Below are 26,531 nucleotides of genomic sequence, written 5' to 3' on the forward strand. Positions count from 1 at the left end.
TGAGATTAACAAAAAAAATCAAACACGTGATATTTCTCCTTTATATAATATTCTTAGTGTTTTCACTGAAAATGACTAGCTTAAACCATCGTTTAGACCAGCCGTTTTTACATTTATTATACTATTGAGTATGATAAAAAACATACCTTTACTCCCCCAAAGAAAGAATGCAGAAACCATGAAACTACAAATCATCGATACCGGCTACTTCTACGCCGACGGAGGCGCCATGTTCGGGGCCATTCCTAAAAGCGCTTGGAGCCGTCGCTATCCGAGCGACGAGACAAATGGTTGCGTGCTCGCCATGCGTAGCCTTGTCATAAAAACAGATGACGGACGCATCGTCCTAGTAGATAACGGAGCGGGAAATAAACACTTAAAACAACTAAGTTATTACCGCTTCTTCAACTTGGTAGACCTCGGCACGGAACTACGAAACCGGGGAATTCAACCGGAGGAAATCACGGATGTTGTCCTCACCCATCTCCATTTCGATCATTGCGGTTATACCACGCAAAAGGATGAATCTACCGGACATTTATTTCTCTCATTCCCAAACGCGAACCACTGGGTTAGCCGCAAGCAATGGGAGAATTTCCTTCATCCGAACGCTTTGGAGAGAGATTCCTATTTCATCGAGAATATGCAAGCCGTCGCGGATGCTAATTCCTTACGGCTGCTAGATTCCGACACATCGATTTGCCCCACTATAGAGCTACGCCTGTACGATGGGCATACTCCGGGACAAATTGTTCCCTATATCCATACGGAGGACCGGACCTTTGTCTTTGCCGGGGATGTTATCCCCCTTGTGGCCAGCGTATCTCCGGAATGGATCTCGGCTTACGACACCTATCCGGTCACTTCTTATAACGAGAAACTGCGCATGCTGGAGGAAGCCGCCAGGGAAGGGCAAGCGATCATTTATTGCCACGACGCTTACATCCGCTGCACGACCGTAAAACGCGTGAATACCTATTACAAAAAAGACAAGGAAATACCCCTTAAGAAGACAAAAATGTAAAAGCATTAGATAAAACGGCTAATTCTTTTTATCTTTGGGCGGTGATACTGAATCAATTATTGTTTTACATTCTAAACTCTAAACACATGAACAGCCTAAGCAAACTAGCGCTCGTCCTGGCATTTTGCGCGGGAATGATCGCTTGCTCCGGTGGTAAGGCCGTAAAAGGAGATTACGGAGTAGTGCCTTTGCCACAAGAAGTAACATTGACGAACGGAGCCCCCTTCGTCCTGAGTCCATCCACGAAGATATCTTATCCGGAGGGCAATGACAAGATGAAGAGGAACGCCCGGTTCCTCGCTTCTTATATCCAGGAAATCACGGGCTATGAATTAGCGACCGCTACCGGCCAGCCCGGTAAGGGGATCAGCCTCGTCATCGACCAAAGCATCCAAAATCCGGAAGGATACCAACTGAGCGTCAGCGATAACGGGATACGGATCGCGGGAAGCACGGATGCCGGCGTATTCTATGGTATCCAGACATTACGCAAATCGATCCCGGCCACGGCCCAGGGGATGAACGTGGAATTACCCGCGGCAACCATCAACGATTACCCCCGTTTTGCCTATAGGGGCATGATGCTGGACGTCAGCCGCCATTTCTTCCCGGTGGATTCGGTAAAGACGTATCTCGATATCCTTGCCTTGCACAACCAAAATACGTTCCACTGGCATCTGTCCGACGACCAAGGTTGGCGTATCGAGATCAAGAAATATCCGGAATTGACACAGGTAGGATCAAAACGCAAGGAGACCGTGATCGGGCATAACTCCGGTACGTACGACGGAAAGGAATACGGGGGCTTCTACACGCAAGACCAGATCCGCGATGTCATCAACTACGCCGCCGAACGCCATATCACGATCATCCCGGAAATCGATATGCCGGGACATCAATTGGCAGCCTTGGCTACTTACCCGGAACTGGGATGCACCGGGGGCCCTTATGACGTATGGGGTCAATGGGGAGTAGCCGACGACGTGATCTGCGCCGGAAACGAGAAATCCATGCAATTCCTAGAAGACGTATTGAGCGAGGTCATCGATCTTTTCCCGTCCGAATATATCCATGTAGGTGGTGATGAGTGCCCGAAGGTACGTTGGGAGAAATGCCCGAAATGCCAAGCTCGCATCAAGGCGGAAGGTATCAAGGGAGATAAGAAGCATTCCGCCGAGGAATATTTGCAAAGCTACGTGATCTCCCGCATGGAGAAATTCGTGGAGAGCAAAGGACGCCATATCATCGGCTGGGACGAGATCCTAGAAGGAGGCTTGGCCCCGAATGCCACGGTAATGAGCTGGAGAGGCATGGATGGAGGTATCGAGGCCGCCAAGCAAAAGCATAACGTGGTCATGACACCGAATACATATGTATATATGGATTACTATCAATCAGCGGATACGGATCTTGAGCCCGATGCTATCGGTGGTTACTTGCCGTTAGAGAAAGTATATTCTTTTGAGCCGACAGCCGGTATCTCTCCTGAAGACCAGAAGTACGTGATCGGGGCGCAAGCCAACCTCTGGACGGAATATATCCCGACCTTCTCACAGGTAGAATACATGATCATGCCCCGTATCGACGCCGTAGCCGATATCCAGTGGAGCGATCCGTCCAAGAAAGATTATCAGACGTTCCTGCCCCGTGCGGCCCGCATGACACAACTTTACGATCGCTTGGGATATAATTACGGAAAGCATATCTTCGATATTAACGCCTCCCTGACCACCAATACGGAGAACGGAACACTCGACATAGCCTTGACGAAGTTGGGTGAAGGAGATATCTATTATACGGTAGATGGTAGCGATCCTACGATCGCCAGCGTCAAGTATGAAGGCCCGGTACAGATCAACCAAGATTGCGAATTCAAGGCGATCGTTGTCCGTCCGAACGGTACGAGCCGCATCTTCTCAGAAGATATCTTCTTCAATAAAGCGACGATGAAGCCCATCACCTTGAAAGAGCAACCCAGCAAAGGATACGTTTTCAACGGGGCACAGGTATTGGTAGACGGCTTACGTGGAGGAAGCAATTACAAGACCGGCCATTGGCTGGGTTTCCAAGGAAAAGACCTTGACGCCACGATCGATCTAAAGGAATCAACCGAAATCCAAAAGGTATCTTTCAATACGAATGTGGTAAAAGGCGATTGGATCATGGGAGCCTCCGCCGTAACCGTAAAGGTATCCGACGATGGCAAGAATTTCAAGGAAGTAGCATCCAAGAAAATCCCGGGGCTGACCCAAAACGACAAGGACGGATTATATCCCCAAGAGATATCCTTCGCCCCGGTAAAGGCTCGCCATGTCGAGGTTATCATCAACAGCAGCAAACTACCAAAATGGCACGGTGGTGCCGGAAGCCCCGCATTCTTGTTCGTAGATGAGATAGAAATCTTATAAGATAATGATACAGCGAGATGGCTGAGAGATACCCGCCATCTCGCTTTCTTATTTTAAACTAAATAACAAATATCATGATAAACAAAAACATCTTAATTCTTTCAGCCCTATGCTCCTGTTGCTCACTATGGGCGGATGAGGTTGTCGTGCGACATTATAATTACGCCGGCCCTTACGAGGTGAAGAAACCCTTCTTGGCAGATAGCCTGGATGTAAACAGTAAGAGATTCTCTGACAAGGAACTATTGAACACGACCGTTCCTTTCTGCAACCTTTCCCAAAGCGGACAAACCCTTGACGCGGCGTCTTCCGGAGAGCTGACCTTACCAACCTCGGCCTCTTCCTACGCGCTACATTTGGTTTCCTTCTACCTGAATAGTGACCGCTATACAAAAGGTACCTTAAGGATCAATGGCCCTGAGATTTCAGAAGTCTACGTGGATGGACAACTCACAAAACTAACCCAAGGAGAAGCCTCGTTGACCTTGGAGCCGCGACGCTATGAAATCGTAATTAAATATTTATCTGAGAGCCACAAAGAGAATGCCTTAAAAGCCTCATTCAACCCGGAAAAAGACGCGGTGGTAACCGCGACCGTCAATCCGGAGAAACGTTATACATTAAGTGATGTATTTGATGGTAAACGTATCCAATCCGCCAGCCTGTCCCCGAATGGAAAACTCATTATCGTCTCCTATCAAGAAACCTATCCCGGTGGAAAGCAGTCCTCATTTACCCAGATACTAGACAAGGCTACCGGTTCCGTATTGGTTGAGAACGGACAGTGCTTACGCTGGATGCCTAAAAGCAATCTGGCCTATTACACCCGGAAAGGGATGAAAGGCACGGAATTGGTGACCTTAGACCCTACCAGTAAAAAGGAGAACATCCTTGCCAGCCAATTGCCCGAGGGTTCTTTCAGTTTCGGACCTACCGAGGACTATCTATTATTCTCCATACGGGAGAAAGGACCGCAAGAACGAAAAGAGATCCAAGAGATACTGGTGCCGGATGATCGCCAACCGGGATGGAGAAACCGTATGTTTATCCATAAATATGACCTGCGAACCGGATTGTTCCAACGGCTCACCTATGGACATACTTCTACTTACATCAACGATATATCTCAAGACGGCCACTATCTGCTATTCAGTCGCAGGGAACCGAATTTAACGGAGCGTCCTTTCTCACGTACATATATATATAAGATGGATCTACGAACCATGCATGTGGATACCCTTATAAAAGGTGAGAAATTCGTAAGCCGTGCCGTTTTCTCCCCGGATGCCACCCAATTACTCATTGACGCGTCTGGAGAGGCTTTCGATGGTATCGGATTAAAGATCAAAGAAGGACAGACATCGAATACGAGCGACGGGCAATTATTCCTATACAATATAGCAGATAAAAGTATAAAGCCGCTTACGAAAGATTTTGACCCCTCTGTCGATTCCTACGAGTGGAACGCCCTCGATAAACAAGTCTATATCACGGCGAAAGATAAGGACCGTGTTCGCATGTATAGTCTAAACCCGTCCAACGGAAAGATTAAGCAACTTCAAGCCAAGGAAGATGTCATCTCCGATTACTCCATCGCCAATCAAGCTTTCGAAATGGTTTATTTCGGATTAAGCGCTTCCAATTCCCAAAGACTTTATACCTATAATTTGAAAAACGACGCCTCTTCCTGCTTGATCGATCTCTCCAAAGAGATCTTGAAAGACGTCACTTTAGGAGAAGTGCAAGATTGGAATTTCGTCTCCGCCCAAGGGGATACGATTTACGGCCGTTTCTATCTTCCTCCTCATTTTGACGCGACCAAGAAATATCCGATGATCGTGAATTATTACGGAGGAACAACTCCTACGGCCCGGGTGATGGAAAGCCGTTATCCTTCGCATATATACGCCGGCTTAGGGTACATCGTCTACATCATACAGCCCAGTGGAGCGACAGGGTTCGGCCAAGAGTTCTCCGCACGCCATGTCAACGCATGGGGTAAACTTACCGCTGACGAGATCATCGAAGGCACGAAAAAGTTCTGTGAGGAGCATCCTTTTGTCAACACGAAGAAAATCGGTTGCATGGGGGCTTCATACGGAGGTTTCATGACTCAATACCTACAAACAAAAACAGATATATTCGCGGCGGCCATGTCTCATGCGGGAATCAGCGACATCACCAGCTATTGGGGAGAAGGTTACTGGGGATATTCATACAGCTCGTTGGCTAGCGCTAACAGTTATCCATGGAATGCCCGGGATATGTACACTTTACAAAGTCCGCTGTTTAACGCAGACAAGATCAATACCCCGATCTTGTTCTTACATGGAACCGCAGACACGAATGTTCCGATTGGAGAGAGCATCCAGATGTTTACCGCATTAAAATTATTGGGTAAGCCTACAGCGTTTGTCCAGGTAGAAGGAGAAAATCACCATATATTGGATTATGACAAACGAATATTGTGGAATAACACGATTTACGCATGGTTCGCTAAATGGCTGAAAGACCAACCCGAGTGGTGGGACGCATTATATCCTCCCAAAAGCCTATAGGAGTTAGAATAGTTCACTTTATTCACACATATTTAAAGAGTATCTTTAGTTAGATACTCTTTTTTATTTAAATACATTAGATAGTATTCATGAAAGAACTTAGTTTCCGGAGAACTTCATGAGAGCAAGGTGTTTTTGGTGTTACTTTTTAGCATTGATGCGGGATTGAGTTAAAAACAATTTGTATATTAATGCCATATATTAGTATTATAATGCACTAATTTAACACATATCCCAAGGAAAGCAATATTTGTAAATTGCTACATAAACTCATTTTTACCACTAATATGCTTGTTTATTGCAAATATATCTTTATATTTACAGCATAAAGATCAAAATAAAGCACTTAATGTAAATAATACAATCAGATACAGTAGGTGTTTATATAGACTGTATACTTTATAATTTATTAAGATATTTGTAATAATTAATAAATACCAAGAGATGGATTGATTTAGTTCTCCGGAAACTACGTCGATCTACTAAATGGCAGAAATTGATTATAACGATCTATTTATTAACAAATTAAACAAAAAAGTATGTATCTATGAAAAGGTTGACTTATCTTTTACTATGCTTGTTTGCAAGTATAGCGTTCGCAACAGCTCAGACCACGAAGGTGACCGGTACGGTTATCTCGGCGGAAGACGATGGACCTATCATCGGAGCCTCTATCGTAGTAGCAGGAACTACTATCGGCACGGTAACCGATTACAATGGAGCGTTCACACTAGATGTTCCTTCCAATGCCCAAAAGCTAATCATCTCTTACATCGGTATGAAATCTGTAGAAGTAACAGTAAAACCGATTATTAAAGTTAGCATGGAATCAGACTCGCAGAATCTGGATGAAATTGTAGTAGTTGGCTATGGTACACAAAGAAAAAAGGATGTAACAAGCGCCATCTCGAAAGTTGGGGGTGAAGACCTAGCTAACTTAGCGGCACCTTCATTTGATACCCAATTAGCAGGCCGTGCCGCCGGTGTACAAGTAACGACACCCAGCGGCGTGTTGGGTTCCGGCCCTCAGTTTAAAGTACGTGGTATGAGCACCATCTCCGCAAGCTCACAACCTTTATTCATCATCGATGGTATGCCATTGGCGGTAGGAGACAACAGTTCCGGATCCACCGGTATGGGTATGTTGTATGCTGAATATAACGCCATGTCGGATATCAATCCGAACGATATCGAGTCGATCGAGATCTTAAAAGACGGTGCCGCTACGGCTATTTATGGTTCCCGTGCGGCAAACGGCGTTATCTTGATCACAACGAAAAAGGGCTCCAAGGGACGCACCAGCGTAAACTACGATGGTTATATCACAGCGGCCAGCCCGGCTAAATTGCATGACCTGTTAGGAGCGAAGGATTTCGTCACTATCGCTAACGAGAAATACGAGAACTGGGGTATGAAGGGACAAGCCGTATACGACCCGAACGGCCCGGATACCAACTGGAACGACTATATCTTCCGTACGGGCTTCCAGCACAATCACAGTTTGTCTGCCAGCGGCGGTACCGATAAGAGCCAATATTACGTATCGCTCGGTTTCACGGAGCAGGAAGGTATCGTACGTGCCAACGACTTGAACCGCCTGAGCTTGAAAGCAGACTTGACGCAGCAGGCTACGAAATGGTTCCGAATCGGATTGAACGGACAAATGACACGCACGATCATGAATGGTGTCATGAATGGAGAAAACTCCTTAGGCGGTGTAGGTTTCGCCGGAACCCGTATGTTGCCGAACGTGGATGTGTACAACCCAGACGATCCTACCGGCTACAATATCGATGCGGAAAACCGCAAAGCCTTGGGACGTGGTGGCAACTTGAGTTATATCGATAACGGTGTGCAGAACATCGTATGGGCATTAGACAACAACGTGAATCGTACGACAAACACCCGTGTAATCGGAGGTGGCTGGGGTGAGATCACCTTTATGGATGGTCTTACGTTTAAGACACAAGCTGGCCTAGACATCGCTAACGTACGCGACTATATGTATTGGGATACAGAATCCGGTGATGGATACGGATATGGCGGTTTAATCGAGGAGGTAAACTCCACATACGCCACTTGGAACTGGCAGAACGTATTGAACTTCACACGCACGTTTAACTCGGTACATAATCTGACTGCTACGGCTGTACAAGAATATACACACAGCGAGACAGAATATATGGACGGAAGTGTCTATGAGTTGTCTGATCCGTTCTTTTCCGAGCATATCATCAGCAATACGTTCGGACAGAAGGACGTAGGTGGATGGAAATCGGAGAATGGCTTGGCTTCTTATATGTTCCGTGTGAACTATAATTATGATAGCAAGTATTATATCGGCGCTTCCATTCGTTACGATGGCCTCTCTAAATTGCCGAAGGATACTCGCTGGGGTACATTCTGGGGGGCTTCCGCCGCTTGGCGCTTGTCTCGCGAGAAATTCTGGACAGAAGCACCTGTCAACGAATGGTTCAACGACCTCCGCTTGCGTGCCAGCTATGCGACAATCGGTAACTCTGCTTTAGGCAGCGATTATCCCTATTTGGGAACGTATGGTGCCAAATTGGTAGGACCGATGGCAGGTATCGCTTGGAACGTAATGGGTAACAATAACTTGAAATGGGAGACAACCGAGACTTTCGATATCGGTTTGGATGGTGCTCTCTTCAATAACCGTATGACTTTCGAGATCGCTTATTGGCAGAAGAACTCCAAAGACCTAGTATTGCGAGTACCGACTCCTCCGACGATGGGTATCCCCAACAACTACTACTATGACAATATCGGAAAGATCAAGAACTCCGGTTTCGAGTTGACAGTAGGGGGTACGATTATCAATACGAAGGACTGGAATTGGCATTCGGACATCAACTTCTCTACCGTGAAGAACACGGTGAAAGAGCTGTATGGTGGAACGGATATCATCGACAACTATACGATCATTCGGGAAGGTGAATCTTACCAATCACTTTACGGTTATGATTATTACGGTGTGAATGCCGCCAACGGTAATCCGATTTGGAGAAAGGCGGACGGCTCTTTGGTACAGTTCGATACTTTCGGAGCATATGATTATGCCGAATACGATCCTTCCAACCCCGAAGATGTATCCAAACCATCGTCATTGACCAACGACGATCGTAAGATATTGGGTAAATCCATGCCGACTTGGTACGGAGGATGGAACAACACGGTTACTTTCAGAGATTTCGACTTGAATGTATTTTTCCGTTTCTCCGGTGGCAACAAGTTGATGAACGCATCACGTCAAAGCTCATTGCTGAACATGGATTTCGCAAACAACGGAACGGAGCTCTTAGGCCGTTGGGTATCTCCCGAGCAACCGGGTGATGGTATGACCCCGAAGATCGGTTACGGTGACGGGGCCGCGCTTTTCAATGACGGGTTCAGTGATTCTCACTTCGTGGAGAACGCCAGCTACCTGAAACTGGCTACACTAACCTTAGGCTACACGATCCCGAAGACGATCGTGTCCAAATTGGGTATGTCTAAGATCCGCCTCTATCTGCAAGGACAGAACTTATTCACGATCACCGGCTATAGCGGTTTGGATCCGGAGACACAGTCTCGTAATGGTGTGGATTGGAATGGTATGCCACAACAACGCTCGTTCACGTTCGGTGCTAACGTTACATTCTAATCACTTCGAGAAATTCGCATAAATAACAACTGTTGAAAACAATACAATTATGATATCGAATAAAATATATAAAAAGATTTTAACCGTAGCGTTGGGCACAGCCCTTTTCTCGCTACCGCTATTCACCGCCTGCGAAAGTGATGTGGTGGATCTGCAACCTATCGACAAGTTCTCGGATTTGACAGCTTACAGCACGCCTGATCGTTGTGAGCTATCCGTAATCGGTGCTTATGATGCCGCACAATGCGGTCTGTATATCAACACAGGCAACGGCCGTACACGTGGTTACCCTTTTGGGGCTGCCAGTATTTTACAAGGCGAGATGCGCGGGGAGGACATGAACCTGACCGCCGTGTTCTATGATTATACTTATTCCGCGACCTATAACGTGTCTACCGCCAATAACGTGGCGATGTGGGAGACCTCGTTCGAGGCGATCAATCGCTACAACATCGTAAGGGACGGCATCGAGGGAGCTGTTGCCAACGGAATAATCTCCCAAGAATTAGGAAACCAGTACAAAGGAGAGTTACTGTTCTTGCGTGCGCTGACGTATCACAACTTGATGATCCATTTCGCGCTACCTTACAACGTGGAGGGCAACAATAATTATGGTATGCCAATCTATCTGAACGCAGTAAGCGACCCTGCGCAAGTGGAAACCCAATTGCAAATCGGACGTTCTTCCGTAAAAGATACATATGCGCAGATATTGAAAGACCTCGACGAAGCGGAGAGCCTGCTTCCAGATGTGATCGAAGTCAACAAGATCGCCCGTGCGAGCAAAGGCGCGGCTATCGCACTGAAAAGCCGCGTACACCTGCACATGCGTGATTGGGCAGGCGTAATCGAAGATGCGAAGAAGCTGGAAAATAGTCGCTTCAAACTGGAGTCGGATCCCGCCACTCCATTTACCGCCTATTCAAATAACATGGAGTCTATCTTCTCGATCGCCAATAGCTCGGATGACAATGCCAGCGTGAACGGCGCAATGTCTTCCATGATGTCGGCACGCGACGGTGGGCGTGCGATGTGTCCGTCTTCTCCGATTCTTTACAATTCCAAGTTTTGGAGAGGTGATGACAAACGACGCAATCTATTACTCTATCGGGAGTCTGACCAATACTATTTCTGCGACAAGTATCAGAATCCGACTACACGTGAGGAATATGCCCCGATCATTCGTTATGCGGAGGTATTGCTGAATGAGGCTGAGGCTGCCGCACGTCAAGGAGACAAGGACTTGGCCTTGAAGAAACTGAATGAAGTACGCGATCGCTCCTTGGCGGATCCTGCCAGCCAAACGTATAAGGCAAATGACTTCGCCGACACGAAGGCCTTGACGGAAGCGATCCTTTGGGAACGACGTATCGAGTTCCACGGAGAGGGACGTCGTTGGGAAGACATTCACCGTTTAGCAGCGGACGACCTCTGTCCTTCCGGAGGTATCCCCGCTAAGATAGAGTACAACAACACGAAAGGGCAAGGTGCCTTCGTGGTAGGTGGTGAGGTGAAATCCGAGTGGTTCGGCAGTAACAAGGCGTTCATTCCATACACGGACAAACGTTTCATTTGGCCGATCCCGCAAAACGACTTATTACGTAACCCCACACTAGCCGCACAACAGAACGCAGGCTGGTAAACATAGACACACTCTTATTTTTTCACTATGCAGGGGACATGAGAGGGCGAGGCCGGGAGGTTTCGTCCTCTTTTCTTTTAAAACGTATTGACATAATAATTCACGGGAAATCATTATCTTTGCACTCTCTAAAAGAGGCTTATTCGTTATTTCGTGATAAATACTAATAAATCAACGATATGATTCTATTCTTTCAATCTTCAACAAAGACGGTGCTGGCTGTAGAGGCCGCGCACGCTTTCTCTCCTGAAGACACTCAAAAACTGGTTTGGTTGTTTAGCGAGGCAACTCCTGTTCAATCAGAAACATTGGAAGGCTGGTACGTAGGGCCACGCCGGGAAATGATTACCCCGTGGAGTACGAACGCCGTTGAAATTACCCAGAATATGGGCCTGACCGGTATTTCCCGTATTGAGGAATATTTTCCTGTTTCTTCTGGCGACGCGGATCACGATCCGATGTTACAACGTATCTACAATGGCTTGAATCAGGAGATCTTCACGATCAGTAAAAAACCGGATCCTATTGTCTATATTGAGGATTTGGAAGTGTACAACCAACAAGAGGGCTTGGCTCTAAGCCAAGAGGAGATCGCTTACTTGAACGAGGTAAGCCAGAAGTTGGGACGTAAGTTGACCGATAGCGAGGTGTTCGGTTTCTCCCAAGTAAACTCGGAACACTGCCGCCATAAAATATTCGGAGGTGTATTCATCATCGACGGCGAGGAAAAAGAAAGTTCCTTGTTCAACTTGATCAAGAAGACTTCCGCCGAGAACCCTAATAAACTGGTTTCCGCTTATAAAGATAACGTAGCGTTCAATGAAGGACCGACGGTAGAGCAATTCGCTCCCCTATCCGGTGACAAACCTGATTTCTTCGCCGTAAAAGATATCAAGACGGTTATCTCCTTGAAAGCCGAGACGCATAACTTCCCGACAACCGTTGAACCGTTCAACGGTGCCGCTACCGGAACAGGTGGTGAGATCCGTGACCGTCTGGGCGGTGGTAAGGCATCCTTGCCGATAGCGGGAACAGCTGTCTACATGACTTCTTACCCGCGTACAGAAGGCGCTCGCGAATGGGAGAAGATCCTAGACCCCCGCCCTTGGTTATACCAGACTCCGGAGCAGATCTTGATCAAGGCTTCCAATGGTGCCTCTACATTCGGTAACCATTTCGGCCAGCCGCTTATCTGTGGTTCTTTATTGACTTTCGAGCACACGGAGAACGATAAGAAATACGCTTACGACAAAGTAATCATGCTTGCCGGCGGTGTAGGTTTCGCAAATATGCGTGATGCCTTGAAGGGCGATCCGGAACCAGGCGAGAAAGTGGTTGTGATCGGTGGCGATAACTACCGTATCGGTATGGGTGGTGGAGCCGTATCTTCCGTAAACACGGGACAATATACAAGCGGTATCGAGTTGAACGCCGTACAGCGTGCCAACCCAGAAATGCAGAAACGTGCGGCTAACGTGATCCGTGCGATCGCCGAGTCTGACGAGAACCCGATCGTCTCTATCCATGACCATGGTGCGGGTGGACACCTCAACTGCTTGTCTGAGTTGGTTGAGGCTACCGGCGGACACATCGATATGAGCAAATTGCCGATTGGCGACCCGACTCTTTCAGCGAAGGAGATCGTAGGAAACGAGAGCCAAGAGCGCATGGGCTTATTGATGAAAGAAGAAGATGTAGCCCGCGTAAAACGTATCGCGGATCGTGAACGTGCCCCGATGTATGTGGTAGGCGAGACTACTAACGACATGAAGTTTGTCTTCGAACAAGCGGACGGCGTAAAACCTATCGATATCAAGCTGGAATATATGTTCGGTAAACCGCCTAGAACGGTTATGACAGACCATACGGTCACTGAATCTTATCAACCGGTTGTTTACAAAGAATCCGAACTTCACCATTATTTGGAGAACGTACTTCAATTAGAGGCCGTAGCCTGCAAGGATTGGTTAACAAACAAAGTAGACCGTTCCGTAACCGGTAAGATCGCCCGCCAGCAATGTCAAGGAGAATTACAATTGCCGTTGAGCGACTTAGGTGCCGTAGCGTTGGATTACCGCGGGAAAGCTGGTATCGCTACTTCTATCGGTCACGCTCCCCAGGTAGCCATGGTTGATCCGGCCGCCGGTTCCGTTATGGCAATCGCCGAGTCATTGACCAATATCGTATTCGCTCCGCTGACAGATAAGTTGGAGAGCGTGTCCTTAAGTGCCAACTGGATGTGGCCGTGCCGCAACGAAGGTGAGGACGCCCGTCTGTACACGGCCGTACAAGCCGCTTCCGACTTCGCTTGCAGCTTAGGTATTAATATCCCGACCGGTAAGGACTCCTTATCCATGACGCAGAAATATGGCGACGATAAGGTGATCGCCCCGGGTACGGTGATTATCTCCGCTGGCGCCGAGGTTAGCGATATCAAGAAAATCGTCTCTCCGGTAGTAGCTCAAGACAAGAATACATACATTTATTATATAGACTTCTCTTTCGATACCTTGAAGTTGGGTGGTTCCGCCTTCGCCCAAGCCTTGAACAAGCTGGGTAACGAGGTTCCTACCGTGAAAGATCCGGAATACTTCCGTGACGCTTTCAACGCCGTACAAGATGCGATCGAGAAGAGACTCATCCTTGCCGGACACGATATCTCAGCGGGAGGTATGATCACCGCCCTGTTAGAGATGTGCTTCGCCAACGTAGAGGGTGGTTTGGATGTCAACTTGGATAAGATCTCCGAGAGTGATATCGTGAAGATCCTGTTTGCCGAGAATCCGGGTATCTTGGTTCAGGTAAAGGACAAGAAGGCATTCGAAAAGTTGATGGAAGAAGCTGGCGTAGGTTTCGCCATCATCGCCAAACCGACCGACGAGCGCCATGTATTGGTATCGAAAGAAGGCATCCAATATCACTTCGGTATCGACTATATGCGTGACGTATGGTACGAATCTTCTTATAAGCTGGATGTAAAGCAGAGCGGAAGCGTTTGTGCCGGAAACCGTTTCGAGAACTATAAGATGCAGCCCGTACAGTACAAGTTCCATAAGGACTTCACCGGAAAGCTTTCTTCTTATGGAATATCCGCCGATCGCCGTACGCCGAACGGTATCAAGGCCGCCGTTATCCGCGAGAAGGGTACGCAGTGCGAGCGTGAGACCGCTTACGCCTTGTATCTGGCTGGTTTCGACGTGAAGGATGTCCATATGACGGACTTGGCTAGCGGACGCGAGACTTTGGAGGATGTAAACTTCATCGTATTCTGCGGTGGTTTCTCCAACTCCGACGTATTAGGTTCCGCCAAGGGCTGGGCCGGCGGTTTCTTGTATAACGAGAAAGCCAAGAAAGCGATCGACAACTATTACGCACGTAAAGATACGTTGAGCATGGGTATCTGTAACGGTTGCCAGTTGATGGCCGAGTTAGGCTTGGTTTATCCGGAGCACGAGAAAAAGCATAAGATGGTTCACAATGATTCCCATAAGTTCGAGTCTAACTTCGTTAGCTTGGAGATCCCGAAAAACAACTCCGTAATGTTCGGCTCCTTGAGCGGCACGAAGTTGGGTGTATGGGTAGCTCATGGTGAAGGTAAGTTCGAGTTCCCCTACGAGGAGAAGGAGTACAACATCATCGCTAAATACAACTACGATGGCTATCCCGCCAACCCGAACGGTTCTCCTTGGTCCGTTGCCGGTGTTTGCTCAAAGGACGGCCGCCATTTAGCTATGATGCCTCACCCCGAACGTGCGATCTTCCCTTGGCAGTGCGGTTATTACCCCGCCGACCGTAAGGAGAACGACGAGGTCACTCCATGGATCGAGGCGTTCGTGAACGCTCGCAAGTGGATCGAGAATAATAAGTAAAAATAACGGGGGTTGTTTTTAGCGTTCTTTGAACCTTAAAAACAACCCTTGTTTCTATATCTCCTTAAAGTTTCTTGGTAACCGCCTTTTGATTGAACTCATCCACACGGCAGAATAGACTTTACAACGAATCCACGATTTTAATATCCAAGCCGGTACAGGGGGATTATCGGTAACCATTACTTTATACAACCGTAATATCCCTGCAACACCCCGCTAATATCTTTGCCTTCGAAATTAATAGACACAGAATTTAATAGAAGAATCATGGAAAGGTTATTTAAAATCAGAATCTTTACGGTTATGTTCTTTTTAGCCGTAGCTTCTATAGCAGCGAACGCTAAAGAAAGTAAGAAGGAAGGTGACAATTATCATGCGAAGCAAATTCTCATCGTAGGTTTGCACGATAACGTGAAATCAAACTATTTCTACAATGGGATGATCGCCGAAGAGACCGGTATGAAAGCGGATAGTATCGACCAAACATATAATACGATCATCGCCGAGAATATCGCCGCATCCGTAAAGAACGGAGATTGTAAGTTTATTCCGGCAAACGCTACACAAGTGACCGGACAGGTACTGAATGAGATCAAGGTGAACGGGGAGAGCGAGGATTGCTATTCCGATCTTTCAGCCGTGCCGACCGAAGAGTTACAAAAAGTATTGGATAATGCCGACGCTGATTATCTGCTGGTATTAAACCAGCATTATCTTAAATGGCAAGACCAACCGTTGCGCACACTTTTCCATATCGTCAGCTATACCCTATTCGATAAAGATAAAAACGAGGTATATCGGGGGAATAACTTCTTTACCTGTATGAATCTTGAGAATCCGGATAAACTCAGAAAGAGCAGCCGCAAGAGTTCATCCAAGATAGCATCTAGCATTATCAAAACGTTGGATGAGGACTAACCTTCTTCTTTATAGACACATTTATAATTTTCTCGTTGAGCCTAATGGATATCCTTCATTAGGCTTTTTTCTTTATTTAAACCTACACACGGATGTAATCTCTTTGCAAAACGGGACACTTACTTTTGCGCCGTAAAAGATATTTAGGTTTAATTTTAAAAAGATTGTTATGAGGATGTTTAACAAACGCATTACTTGCAGGTTACTTGCCTGTTTGTTATTTTTTAATTGCTTACCGGCTCTCCTATTCGCGCAAGGAACGCAAGCCATTATCACCGGTACGGTCGTGGATAATAAAGGGGAATCAGTGATCGGGGCCACGATCCAAGTCAAGAATGAATCTACCGGATTCTTCACGGGCTCTATCACGAACGATAAAGGAGAATACACCATCAAGCAGCTTCCGCTAGGTTCTCCTTATACCGTTACAGCTTCTTATATCGGTTATGGGGAACAGAAAAAGACAGGATACGCATTGAACCAAGGGGATATGCTTCGAGTGGATTTCAAGCTAGCGGAGGAATCGGTGGAGATCCAAGCTGTCGAGGTAGTCGCTAATTCCTTGAAGAACATGGTTCCGAAGATCGGCGCGGCAACATCTATCTCCGCTCAAAATATCACGAAGCTTCCGGTAAACGGCCGTAACTTCACATCCCTGATGGATCTCTCGCCATTGAGTAGCGGAGGAAATATCGCCGGGCAATTATCATCCTCAACGAATTACACCATCGACGGTATGACGGCTAAAGGAACCGTAGCGAGCGGAACGACTTCCGGCGCTTATACGATATCCATGGAAGCCGTCCGCGAGTTTGAGGTGGTAACCAATCAATATGACGTGACCAACGGACGTTCCGGGGGCGGCACCGTGAGCGCTGTCACGAAATCAGGAACCAATACTTTCACCGGAAGTGTATTCGGGTTCGGTCGTGCCGATTGGTTATCCAGCTCCTATGATATACGGGGGAATAAATCGACTTCCGACTTCTCTACCTATCAATATGGTTTCTCTTTGGGAGGTCCGATCGTGAAAGACCGTGCGCACTTCTATGTCGTATGGGATCACCAACAGGATTCCCGTCCGATTTATATAGCGGATATCAAGACGGCGGCGGACGAGTCTCGCTATAATGTCACTCAATCTACGCTAGACCGTTATCTGGATATCGCCCGTACTAAATACGGAGTTTCGAATGAGCCTCAATTCGGGGAGTTCGGTAAGAAGAAGCAGACGAACGCGGTCTTCGCCCGTATCGACTGGCAGTTGAACGCAACCAACTTGTTAACCATTCGCAATAATTTCATCAACGAGGATAATAAACAGAGCGAGAGCGATAACTCCAGTATCAATCTCTACGAGGTTTGGATCGATCGCAAATCGCATAACAACAGCTTACTCGCTACCTTACGCTCGGTATTAAGCCCAAAGCTGACCAACGAGTTGAAGCTTCAACATTTCTTGGTTTACGAGGCTACGACCCCGAACAAGCAATTGCCTAGTTCTAATATTCCGAGAGCAATCGTAGAGAACGTGGAATCTATTTCTGGTGACAAGAGCATGTACACTTCCATCCAACTTGGAGGTCAACGCTACGCTCCCGAACATTTCAAGGATAATGTACTTCAATTGGTAGACAATATGTATTATAATACGGACCGCATCAACTATACACTCGGAGCGGACTTCATGTACACCAATATGAAATCACTCTACGGTAGTGAGATGAACGGACGGTTTTATTTCACGGGACTGGATAATTTCGAGCATATGACTCCTTACCGCTATGCCCGGGAAATCGCCTTGGTAGATGATCCTACCGTAAAGATGAATACCTTGAACTCCGCTATCTACGGACAATTACAAACGAAGCTTTTCACCGGATTCGAGGTCATGGCCGGTATCCGTGCGGATTATACCCGCTATTTCAACCATGCGAACTTTAACCAGACTGTTTATGACGAACTAGGCTTACGTACGGACAACGTAATCTCCACCTTCCAGTTGCAACCCCGCGTTCAATTCACGTGGGACGTGAATGATAAACATCAAGATATTATCCGCCTTGGCGCCGGTATCTTCGGTTCGGATTTAAACAACTATTCCATGATCAACAATATGCTGTTCGACGGTACGAAGGTAGCGTCCGTGGATATACAAGGCAATTTGGTTCCGACACCGAATTTCCCGGCATACCGCAAAGATCCTTCTACCGCTCCGGGCGTTGATTTATTCAACAACCCGAATATCCAAAAGATCAGCACGATCAATATGAATAGTAAGGATGCCCGTGTACCGGTAGTATATAAGTTGAACGCCAGCTACACGCATTTCTTCTCCGATCGCTTGCGGGTAGGTATCAGTGCTTACGCCAACTGGGCACGCCATAATTATATGTACGTAGACCGTAATATGGTGGATGAGCCTTACTTCCGTATCGCCGCCGAGGGGAATCGTGGCGTGTTCGTCCCCGCCGAGAGTATCAATACCAAGAACGGAGCTACCGACTGGATGCAAGGACGTAAAAGTGATAAGGTAGGCCGTGTGCTGGAATTAATCAGCGATGGAAAAATCAACCAATACGCGTTCGTCGTAGATGGAACTTGGCGTTATTTCAAGGATGGCGAACTTTCTTTCAGCTATACGTGGAACGATTCCAAGGATAACACCTCTTACAACGGAAACGTAGCGAATACAGCGACCCTAGCCTTGATGGTAAAAGATGATCCTCGTGATTTGAGTACCATGACTTACTCGGACAAGCAATTCCGCCATAAGGTCGTATTCTACGGTACGGCTCCTTCTTTCTGGGGAATCAGCGTAGGCTTGCGTTTCTCCGGGATCGGTGGGACCCGCTACTCTTTAGCGGTTAGTGGTAATATGAACGGTGATTTCGTATCATCCAACGACTTGGCTTATATCTATGACCCGAACGATAGTAATACGCCTCAATATCTTCGTGAGGGTATCCAAGCGATCTTGGACAACCCGAAAGCGGAGAAGAGCGTAAAAGATTATATCCGTAAAAACTATGGGAAGGTTGCCGAGCGTAACGGTGGCGTAAATGGCTTCTACGGTACTTTCGATTTGCGCTTGAACAAGAACTTCAAGATCTATAAGACTCATTCCATCGAGGCCTCGATAGACTTTTTCAATTTCCTGAATATGCTGAACAAGGACTGGGGTGCCGGACATAATCTAGGCAAGCAGAATATCTACTCCATCAAGAGCTTTGACGCGGAGAAGAAGCAATACGTATATAACGTAAACAAAAACACGGGTGTATCCAATATGAACGGAAACCCTTGGCAGATTCAAATCGGCGTACGTTATAAATTCTAACTAACATATTCTATATTCAAATCATAAAAAAATTACGATGAAGAGACAATTCTTATCATTCACGCTTTTACTTGCGTTATCCACTTGGATAGCGCAAGCCGCTACCGTAAGAGGCACTGTATCCGATACGGCAGGCAAACCGCTACAAGGCGTAGTCGTTACGGATGGTTATAATTTCACGCAAACAAATGAGCGGGGAGAATATAGCCTAGATTCGAATCTGGACAAAAGCCGCTTTGTCTACCTCTCCGTACCGGGTGACTATGAGATCGAGCAAACAAAAGGTATACCGGATCTTTTCTATCAGCAACTTGATAAAAGTAAGGAGATCAATGAACATGATTTTACGCTCACCCCTAGGAAACAGCCAATCGACGGGTTTGTCTACTTGGCAATCTCCGATCCTCAGACCATCGACGAACGGCAGATGAAACGTTTCCGTGAAGAGACCATCCCCGACTTGAAGCAGACTATAGAGCGCTACCAAGGAAAAGAGGTCTACGGTATGGCGCTGGGAGACATTACTTGGGATCGCATGGATTTATTCACTCCTTATAAGGAAGCGGTCTCGGTCTTAGGCATCCCGATGTTCTCCGTGATCGGCAATCACGACCACGACTTACGTTACCCGGCCTTATCCAATCAAAAGGTAACCGAGGAGAGCTATGCGGAGCGTATCTACGAGGATCATTTCGGCCCTTACAATTATTCGTTCAATGTCGGGGATGCACATATCATCACCTTAAAAGATATTGATTATTATAAAGACAAGAAATATGACGAACGCTTCGGAAAGGAACAACTGGAATGGCTGAAAAACGACCTGAGTTACGTTAAACCCGGAACACTTGTATTTATCAACGTACATGCCCCGGTATTCAACCAGACGGATAAAGGGGGAGGAAACGCCGAGGACGCTGAGAGCCTGAAAGAGATCGTCAGCCCTTATAATGTCCATATCTTCGCCGGGCATACGCATTTCTTCGAGAACAACCAAGTCACACCGAATCTGTACGAGCATAATATCGGAGCCGCTTGCGGAGCTTGGTGGGCCGGCCATGTAAATCGGTGCGGCGCCCCGAACGGTTATCTGGTCGTTGAGGTGAAAGGGAATGCCGCTACTTGGTATTATAAGGCAACCGGCCATGATTCGGATTATCAATTCAGGGTTTATAGGCCGAATGAGTTCAAATCGCAAGCGGATTACCTAGTGGTGAACGTATGGGATTGGGACCCGACCTACCAAGTTACATGGAGCGAAAACGGCATAGAGAAAGGTTGCATGGAGCAATTCGATGATGAAGACCAAGACTATATCGACATGCACGGAAAACCTTCCGGATATCATACATCGCACTTATTCCGTTGCCACCCTTCAGCCGGAGTCAAAGACGTACAGATCAAGGTTATCAACCGATTTGGCGAGACCTTTACTAAAAATGTAACACTCCCGTAATCAAATCGTAACAAGTGGCATTTACTTTTGTATCGATAAAATGTAGAAAACTCTCATTACATATTAATGTTAAAATCATTACAAAGGAACAAACCAAACCTTATTCCTAACTTTGAACGGCAACTCGGCTTTCGGCGGAAGGCGGTTGCCGTTATTTTTTTGAGGGTATATCCCATTCTTAACGGGAAAAGTTTCGAGTTCATTCGAAACTTTTGTACTTTTACGCAAAAGTTTCGAGTATGGACGATAGATTTAAGACATTAGAGAAGTATAACCTATGGGGTGGAAACGATTTTCCAACAGGCTATAAACGGCAAGATTATTTAGATAGGATATTATCCTACACCGGAAACAGATTAATCAAAGTCTTGGTAGGACAGCGACGTGTAGGGAAAAGCTATCTCCTTCGTCAGTTAGCTAGCCATCTCGCCAATAGTGGAGTAAATCCCCGAAATATATTCTTCATTAACTGTGAGCTATCCGCCTTCTATTTTTTGAAAACCAATGAAGATCTTGATTCCCTGTTTAATCTCTACTTAAAACAAATAAATCCTCAAGGTCGTATCTATCTGTTCATTGACGAAATCCAAAATGTAGAGGGATGGGAACGCTTCGCCAACTCATACTCACAAGACTATACCGCCGAATATGAGTTATTCATTAGTGGCTCCAACTCTAAAATGCTATCTGGAGAACTCGCCACGTTATTAGCCGGACGTTATGTGGAATTTGCCATCTATCCTTTTTCATACACAGAGTTTCTTGGAATCACCCAAAAAGAAAACAACAAGGTACACTACCTAGAATATATGCAAAGTAGTGGTATGCCTGAATTATACCATCTATCTCAACCAGAAGTACAAAGAAATTATATATCCGCATTAAAAGACACCGTATTACTACGTGATATCATACAAAGACAAAACATAAAAGACGCTAAGTTGCTTGAGGACATTTTTGTCTATCTGGTAAATAACGCATCTAATTTAATATCAATTCGGAATATCACCAATTATTTCAAGAGCTCGGGAAGGAAGACCAGCTATGATACGATCGCCTCCTACATTAGTTACATAGAGGACACTTTTTTGGTACATAAAGTCGAGAAATACCAAATCAAGGGAAAGGAGACCATCGCCGGGAATTGTAAGTATTACATCAATGACCTAGGTTTCAACAATTATTTATATCAAGGCTTTGGCTACGGCATTGGGTATAAACTAGAAAACCTCATTTATCTAGATTTATTAAGGGCCGGCTATCAAATATACGTAGGCAGCATAAAGAACAAAGAGGTGGATTTCGTCGCTATCAAAGGAGAGAGGGTTATCTATCTCCAATCCACTTATTTACTAATCGACAAAGAAACCATCGAACGGGAATATGCCTCGTTAGAGGCCATTGAGGATAATTACGAGAAGATCGTTGTCTCGCTCGATGATTTGCCGCTTCCTTCCAAAGAAGGAATAAAGCACGTACAAGCATGGAATTTATCCCATGCCATTCTCTAAAATCAAGGTTTGTTTTCGGATCTAGCCCTTCCTATAAGCTCACAAAAAAAGCACCTTGGCATTTTGTCAATTTGTAAACTCAACTGCCGGAGAATCACTTTTTTCGGGCAAACGTACAGCTTATCCCCAAATACGAGAAAAAATATTAGCAATCATTTGTCTTATACCGCATTAATTAAAAACAGCCTTTTATCCTAGCGAATTTAATTCATCCTAATTCATATCCTATAGCTTATCCGGGCTATCTCATTGAGTTACGACAGGGATATAACAGGGTTACGATGCCCATTCATGAGTACTAACAACCCTATTCATGACTGTTTACGATGCCCAACGGCACTACTGTCGTTGCCAAACACGACTAGTCGCACTGCCTTTTACCACCTATCGTGTGTAAAAAGTGGTCCTTTTGCATGAAAAAGGCTATTTATACCCCTCCGATCTCCCCTACTTCATACCTCTCTCAAAAAGGGTATGTCACGATATCCCCCTTATATCAATCAAAAAGATCGAATACCGTCCATTTCACCAACAAAGCCCTTATCTACCCTTATCAACAAATAAGGGGAAACAGCGCAATACTGTCTCCCCTTGTCTTTGATCCGTTTCCATCCTCACGGAAGTACTTACGGATGAACTTTAATTTATTACTTTAGTATTAATATTAATCCATTCCCGCTTGTTCGCCCTCTCGGGGTACTTGGATAATCCGCACGGGAATGATTTTCGATTTATCTTTTCATTATTCCTTTACATGTCTTATTTAACGACCACCTTTACAGTCTCGTCGCCAACCGTTACAAGAACGATTCCAGCAGGAACAGCGATCGTAGCGTTATCGGAAGTGACAACTGTCTCTGCCAACGGCATACTCAACAAGTTGCGAACATAAGCAGTCTCGCCTTGAGCGCCTTGGATCGTTACGGAACCGGCGTTGCCTGTTACTACGATAGAAGAAGACGCAGAGTTATCGATAGACTCATTAGATGTAGGATTACCCTCACCTACTGTTACCGGCAACGCTTTAGAAGTATCAGTAGTAAAGCCTAACTTACCGTTCAACGCATACAAATATTTTGTAGGTTGATCTACCGGTCTCACCGAGTAAGCACCATCCAACTTCGTGATATAAAATTTGAAGTTATTTATACCTCCAAGGCAAACATCTTCCTTAGCTTCTGCCGCAACAACCACATTCTTTCCGTTTACAGTTGTATTGATCGTATCGACACCTGCTAAAGTGGCCGGACGGAAAATGGCTTTAACATCTGTATTCTCATCAGCTTCAGCTCCATAAGTACCTTCCAAACCATAGTTCTCATCATAAGTAAACTCAGCATGAGCCTCATTCCAATAACGTAATGAGTCTTGAGCGAAATACAAGAAATTTCTTACCGGAGCAACGGAGTCACCTTCAGCGATACCTTTAGAGATATAGAAAGAAGGAAGCTCTGCCTTACTATCTGCCGTATCCAACCAGAAAGTCAGACCTTCTGCGCCAATGATACCCTCAAGGATACCATTCTTATTTTCCTTCAAGGAGATTGAACCTTCCTCACTATCCAATGTCGCATGTCTCGGAACAGCATCCAAGCTAGCACCCATCTGGAAGAAATCTACCACTACTTTCGCATAATCCGCCTTTTCCGCACCAACTAGAACTTCATCGAAGCTAGGAGTATTCACATCCACTTTCAACATTTTAGCGTCAGCCTTGACAACATCATTATAATTATCGGCAGCCTCGTCAGCGTTAAGAGCATCATCCAAGCAAATTACGGAATAAGTGCCGTCAACGTTCTTCTTGAATACCAAGCGAGAAAGATTGTCTGCTTTCTTATCGTTGTGATCAACCAACTTATAATCAGAATTCTCATGCTTCAAACCCTTCTTATCGTCAACCAAATAGTAAGCTTGAATAGTCAACATATCCGCTTTCTTCTTAGCCACCTCGTCATCCTTCAAATAGATGTACTCAACATTATTTTTAACAGCCTCTGCCTTCTCCAAGCTCCAAGCGTAGCTCTTAGCGGCATCACTTACCGGCTCAAATTTAGAATCATTGGTATTATAGTTCATATACACTTTCTCTACGGCAACAGAGGATTCGCCATTAAATACCAACTGAGCCTTTTGCTTCAATTGAGCGTCAGAAAGAGCCAAGAAGCCATCATTAGCGCTTACGGCAACTAATTTGATATTCTCGGCAGGAATATCACCAACCGAAGTCTTTACGGCTTGATAAATTCCAGCCTTGTCTGTCTTATACAAATTAGCATTAAACGTTTCATTCGTCTCAAGATTATTAAACGTAACAGCACCGGACCCCTGCATATCTACAATTACCCATTGTGCAACAGGAGCCTTCAAGTCAACCTTAGCAGGAGCCAAAGCCTCCTTAGAGAAAGAAGCGGTAGCACGAGGCTCTTCAGTCTTCGCATACGTAGAAACCAAATATTTACCATACAAAGACTCACCTTCTTCACCATCGGCAGGTTTAGTTCCTGTGAAGTAGATATTATAGATAGCGGCACCGTCAGTCTTCAACAGATCAGAAGCCTTTGCCCATGTATTTCCTGTAGTCTGGGCCAAGGAAAGCTTATCAGTGGAACCCTTCGTAGTGATATAAGTCTTCAAACCACCAGTGGTCAAGGAATAAGCTCCTACATAAACAACTAACTCTGAACCAAAGTTCTCATCTGCGCCCTTCGTTACCTTCACACCTGTCATCTTGATCGTATATTGACCAGCCTTGTTTGCCAAGTCATCTTCAGAAACACTATAGATAGCGTTCATGAAAGCGATCTTACCGTCTTTCTTAACATTGGTAGCGTTCAGTTTCTCGCCCTTTACGGTAGTGAAACCGAAACCCTCACCTTTAGCAGCATCCAAGCTCGTGATACCGAATGTAGCGTTCGGGTTCAATACGATGAAAGTAGCGGCTTTCAAGTTATCCGCGGTTACACCACCCTCTTTAGCCAACTTCAAACCGGCGGCGTTAGCTACAACGAAGCACTCGCCGGAAACCTCAGTCTCACCAAACTCCAATGTAGAATTAACAGTAGAAGCGTCGATAGCGAACATCTGCTCTCCAAACGGATTCACGTCAGCCTCGGAAGCGGCGTTCGGGAATTTAAAAGAGAAACCTTTACCGGAAAGATTGCTGTTTAAATCATTAGAGGTTGTTCCTTTTTTAGCGATAAGCATTTTTGCTACATTTGCGGCAGTAGCCATATCATAAGCCAAAGTTTTACCTCCTAATGTAATTTTATCATCATTATAGTTATCAGAGGTATTATTGTCATCATAAGTAAACCAACAATAACCTTTCTTCACATCATCCTCGCCAGCGGCCTCAACAACCGTGGATCCTTCCTTACCATAAACCACCTTTCCAGCAGCGTCTACCAGTTTAAACATCAATTTACCATTCTCGGTCTTTACGCCTGTAACCGTGAAGACACCAGCTTCGCCTTCTGTAACGGTATTCGCAAACTTATAAGCAGCGTCCGTCACTTTCGCAGATTTCAAGAAAGATGTACCCTCTTCATTTCCCAAATAGACTTTCAGACCTTCTGTTGGCTTAGCTTCTTTCTGAGAATAAGTAGTTCCATCCGCAGCAAACGCCACACCTGCCATAAGCAAGAACGACGCAAACATAGTAGAAATTCTCTTGTTCATAATCTCTAATTTAAATATTAATAATAGTGTTAATTAAATATCTCTCAACTCTTTAATTATCCTTCGCCATACCAAAACGACTAGTCTAGACCATCGTCTAAATCTTGCGTTTTTCGAGGAGTAAAAAGAGAAGTTCGTTGAAGGAATCGGTTGTTTCGTAAAGGATAGGCTATCCTATTGATAAGAAAGAGAATAAGGGATGAAAAAAATAGCTCGGAAGGGTTGCAGAAGTCAAAGAAACGCGTACCTTTGCAAATGACTGATTAAAACGATCGTTTATACTAGCCGTTTTATTAGATAAATCAGTCCTTGATATTATTGGTATGTATTACTAAAACCTATTCACATATATCATATTCTTTAATGTACGTGTACATATATAATATAATTTCCAAAAATCCTCCTCTAGGTTAGCGCATACTTGATTTCGCAGGCCGTAGAAGGCTTTCCAAGTGATCAG

The 26,531-nt window shown here is 45.7% G+C and carries 11 protein-coding genes; 10 read left to right on the forward strand and 1 reads right to left on the reverse strand.

Annotation, left to right across the window (positions count from 1 at the left end; translation table 11 throughout):
* Positions 1–178 precede the first annotated feature (178 nt).
* The 10 genes from ACYIA1_RS13560 (at position 179) to ACYIA1_RS13605 (ending at position 22,390) form a co-directional block, all read left to right on the forward strand.
* Positions 179–1,024, forward strand: coding sequence for an MBL fold metallo-hydrolase (locus tag ACYIA1_RS13560; protein WP_250788116.1), 846 nt, complete (start codon positions 179–181; stop codon positions 1,022–1,024).
* An 86-nt stretch (positions 1,025–1,110) separates the two neighbouring features.
* Entirely contained in the window at positions 1,111–3,432 is a 2,322-nt protein-coding gene (locus tag ACYIA1_RS13565) for a glycoside hydrolase family 20 protein (RefSeq protein WP_480335517.1), read from the forward strand.
* A gap of 74 nt (positions 3,433–3,506) precedes the next feature.
* Positions 3,507–5,990 carry a S9 family peptidase gene (locus ACYIA1_RS13570; RefSeq protein WP_288653078.1) on the forward strand — a complete coding sequence of 828 codons (2,484 nt, stop codon included), beginning with the start codon at positions 3,507–3,509 and terminating at the stop codon, positions 5,988–5,990.
* 547 nt (positions 5,991–6,537) lie between these two features.
* Positions 6,538–9,654: a SusC/RagA family TonB-linked outer membrane protein gene (locus ACYIA1_RS13575; protein ID WP_480335520.1), complete on the forward strand. Its 3,117-nt coding sequence runs from the start codon at positions 6,538–6,540 to the stop codon at positions 9,652–9,654.
* Positions 9,655–9,703: 49 nt separating this feature from the next.
* Entirely contained in the window at positions 9,704–11,296 is a 1,593-nt protein-coding gene (locus ACYIA1_RS13580; protein ID WP_087343650.1) for a RagB/SusD family nutrient uptake outer membrane protein, read from the forward strand.
* Between the two features lie 179 nt (positions 11,297–11,475).
* Positions 11,476–15,165, forward strand: a complete 3,690-nt coding sequence (gene purL, locus ACYIA1_RS13585) for a phosphoribosylformylglycinamidine synthase (RefSeq protein ID WP_480335522.1) — start codon at positions 11,476–11,478, stop codon at positions 15,163–15,165.
* Positions 15,166–15,432: 267 nt separating this feature from the next.
* A complete protein-coding gene (locus ACYIA1_RS13590; RefSeq protein WP_008773859.1) occupies positions 15,433–16,083 on the forward strand; it encodes a hypothetical protein in 651 nt (216 codons plus the stop codon).
* 169 nt (positions 16,084–16,252) lie between these two features.
* Positions 16,253–19,423, forward strand: coding sequence for a TonB-dependent receptor (locus ACYIA1_RS13595; protein WP_480335524.1), 3,171 nt, complete (start codon positions 16,253–16,255; stop codon positions 19,421–19,423).
* A 37-nt stretch (positions 19,424–19,460) separates the two neighbouring features.
* Entirely contained in the window at positions 19,461–20,879 is a 1,419-nt protein-coding gene (locus tag ACYIA1_RS13600; RefSeq protein WP_172514231.1) for a calcineurin-like phosphoesterase C-terminal domain-containing protein, read from the forward strand.
* A 239-nt stretch (positions 20,880–21,118) separates the two neighbouring features.
* Positions 21,119–22,390, forward strand: coding sequence for an ATP-binding protein (locus tag ACYIA1_RS13605; RefSeq protein ID WP_005861286.1), 1,272 nt, complete (start codon positions 21,119–21,121; stop codon positions 22,388–22,390).
* 759 nt (positions 22,391–23,149) lie between these two features.
* On the opposite strand, the gene ACYIA1_RS13610 is transcribed toward ACYIA1_RS13605, so the two are convergent.
* Positions 23,150–26,071 carry a DUF6383 domain-containing protein gene (locus ACYIA1_RS13610; protein WP_480335527.1) on the reverse strand — a complete coding sequence of 974 codons (2,922 nt, stop codon included), beginning with the start codon at positions 26,069–26,071 and terminating at the stop codon, positions 23,150–23,152.
* Between the last annotated feature and the right edge of the window lie 460 nt (positions 26,072–26,531).

This window comes from Parabacteroides sp. KHUB-02, from assembly GCF_056640955.1.

Bases quoted from the DNA above. Each gene is read 5' to 3' on its own strand.
- purL (WP_480335522.1), top strand. From the start codon at position 11,476: ATGATTCTATTCTTTCAATCTTCAACAAAGACGGTGCTGGCTGTAGAG.
- ACYIA1_RS13595 (WP_480335524.1), top strand. From the start codon at position 16,253: ATGAGGATGTTTAACAAACGCATTACTTGCAGGTTACTTGCCTGTTTG.
- ACYIA1_RS13605 (WP_005861286.1), top strand. From the start codon at position 21,119: ATGGACGATAGATTTAAGACATTAGAGAAGTATAACCTATGGGGTGGA.
- ACYIA1_RS13560 (WP_250788116.1), top strand. From the start codon at position 179: ATGAAACTACAAATCATCGATACCGGCTACTTCTACGCCGACGGAGGC.
- ACYIA1_RS13590 (WP_008773859.1), top strand. From the start codon at position 15,433: ATGGAAAGGTTATTTAAAATCAGAATCTTTACGGTTATGTTCTTTTTA.
- ACYIA1_RS13565 (WP_480335517.1), top strand. From the start codon at position 1,111: ATGAACAGCCTAAGCAAACTAGCGCTCGTCCTGGCATTTTGCGCGGGA.
- ACYIA1_RS13610 (WP_480335527.1), bottom strand. From the start codon at position 26,071: ATGAACAAGAGAATTTCTACTATGTTTGCGTCGTTCTTGCTTATGGCA.
- ACYIA1_RS13575 (WP_480335520.1), top strand. From the start codon at position 6,538: ATGAAAAGGTTGACTTATCTTTTACTATGCTTGTTTGCAAGTATAGCG.
- ACYIA1_RS13570 (WP_288653078.1), top strand. From the start codon at position 3,507: ATGATAAACAAAAACATCTTAATTCTTTCAGCCCTATGCTCCTGTTGC.
- ACYIA1_RS13600 (WP_172514231.1), top strand. From the start codon at position 19,461: ATGAAGAGACAATTCTTATCATTCACGCTTTTACTTGCGTTATCCACT.
- ACYIA1_RS13580 (WP_087343650.1), top strand. From the start codon at position 9,704: ATGATATCGAATAAAATATATAAAAAGATTTTAACCGTAGCGTTGGGC.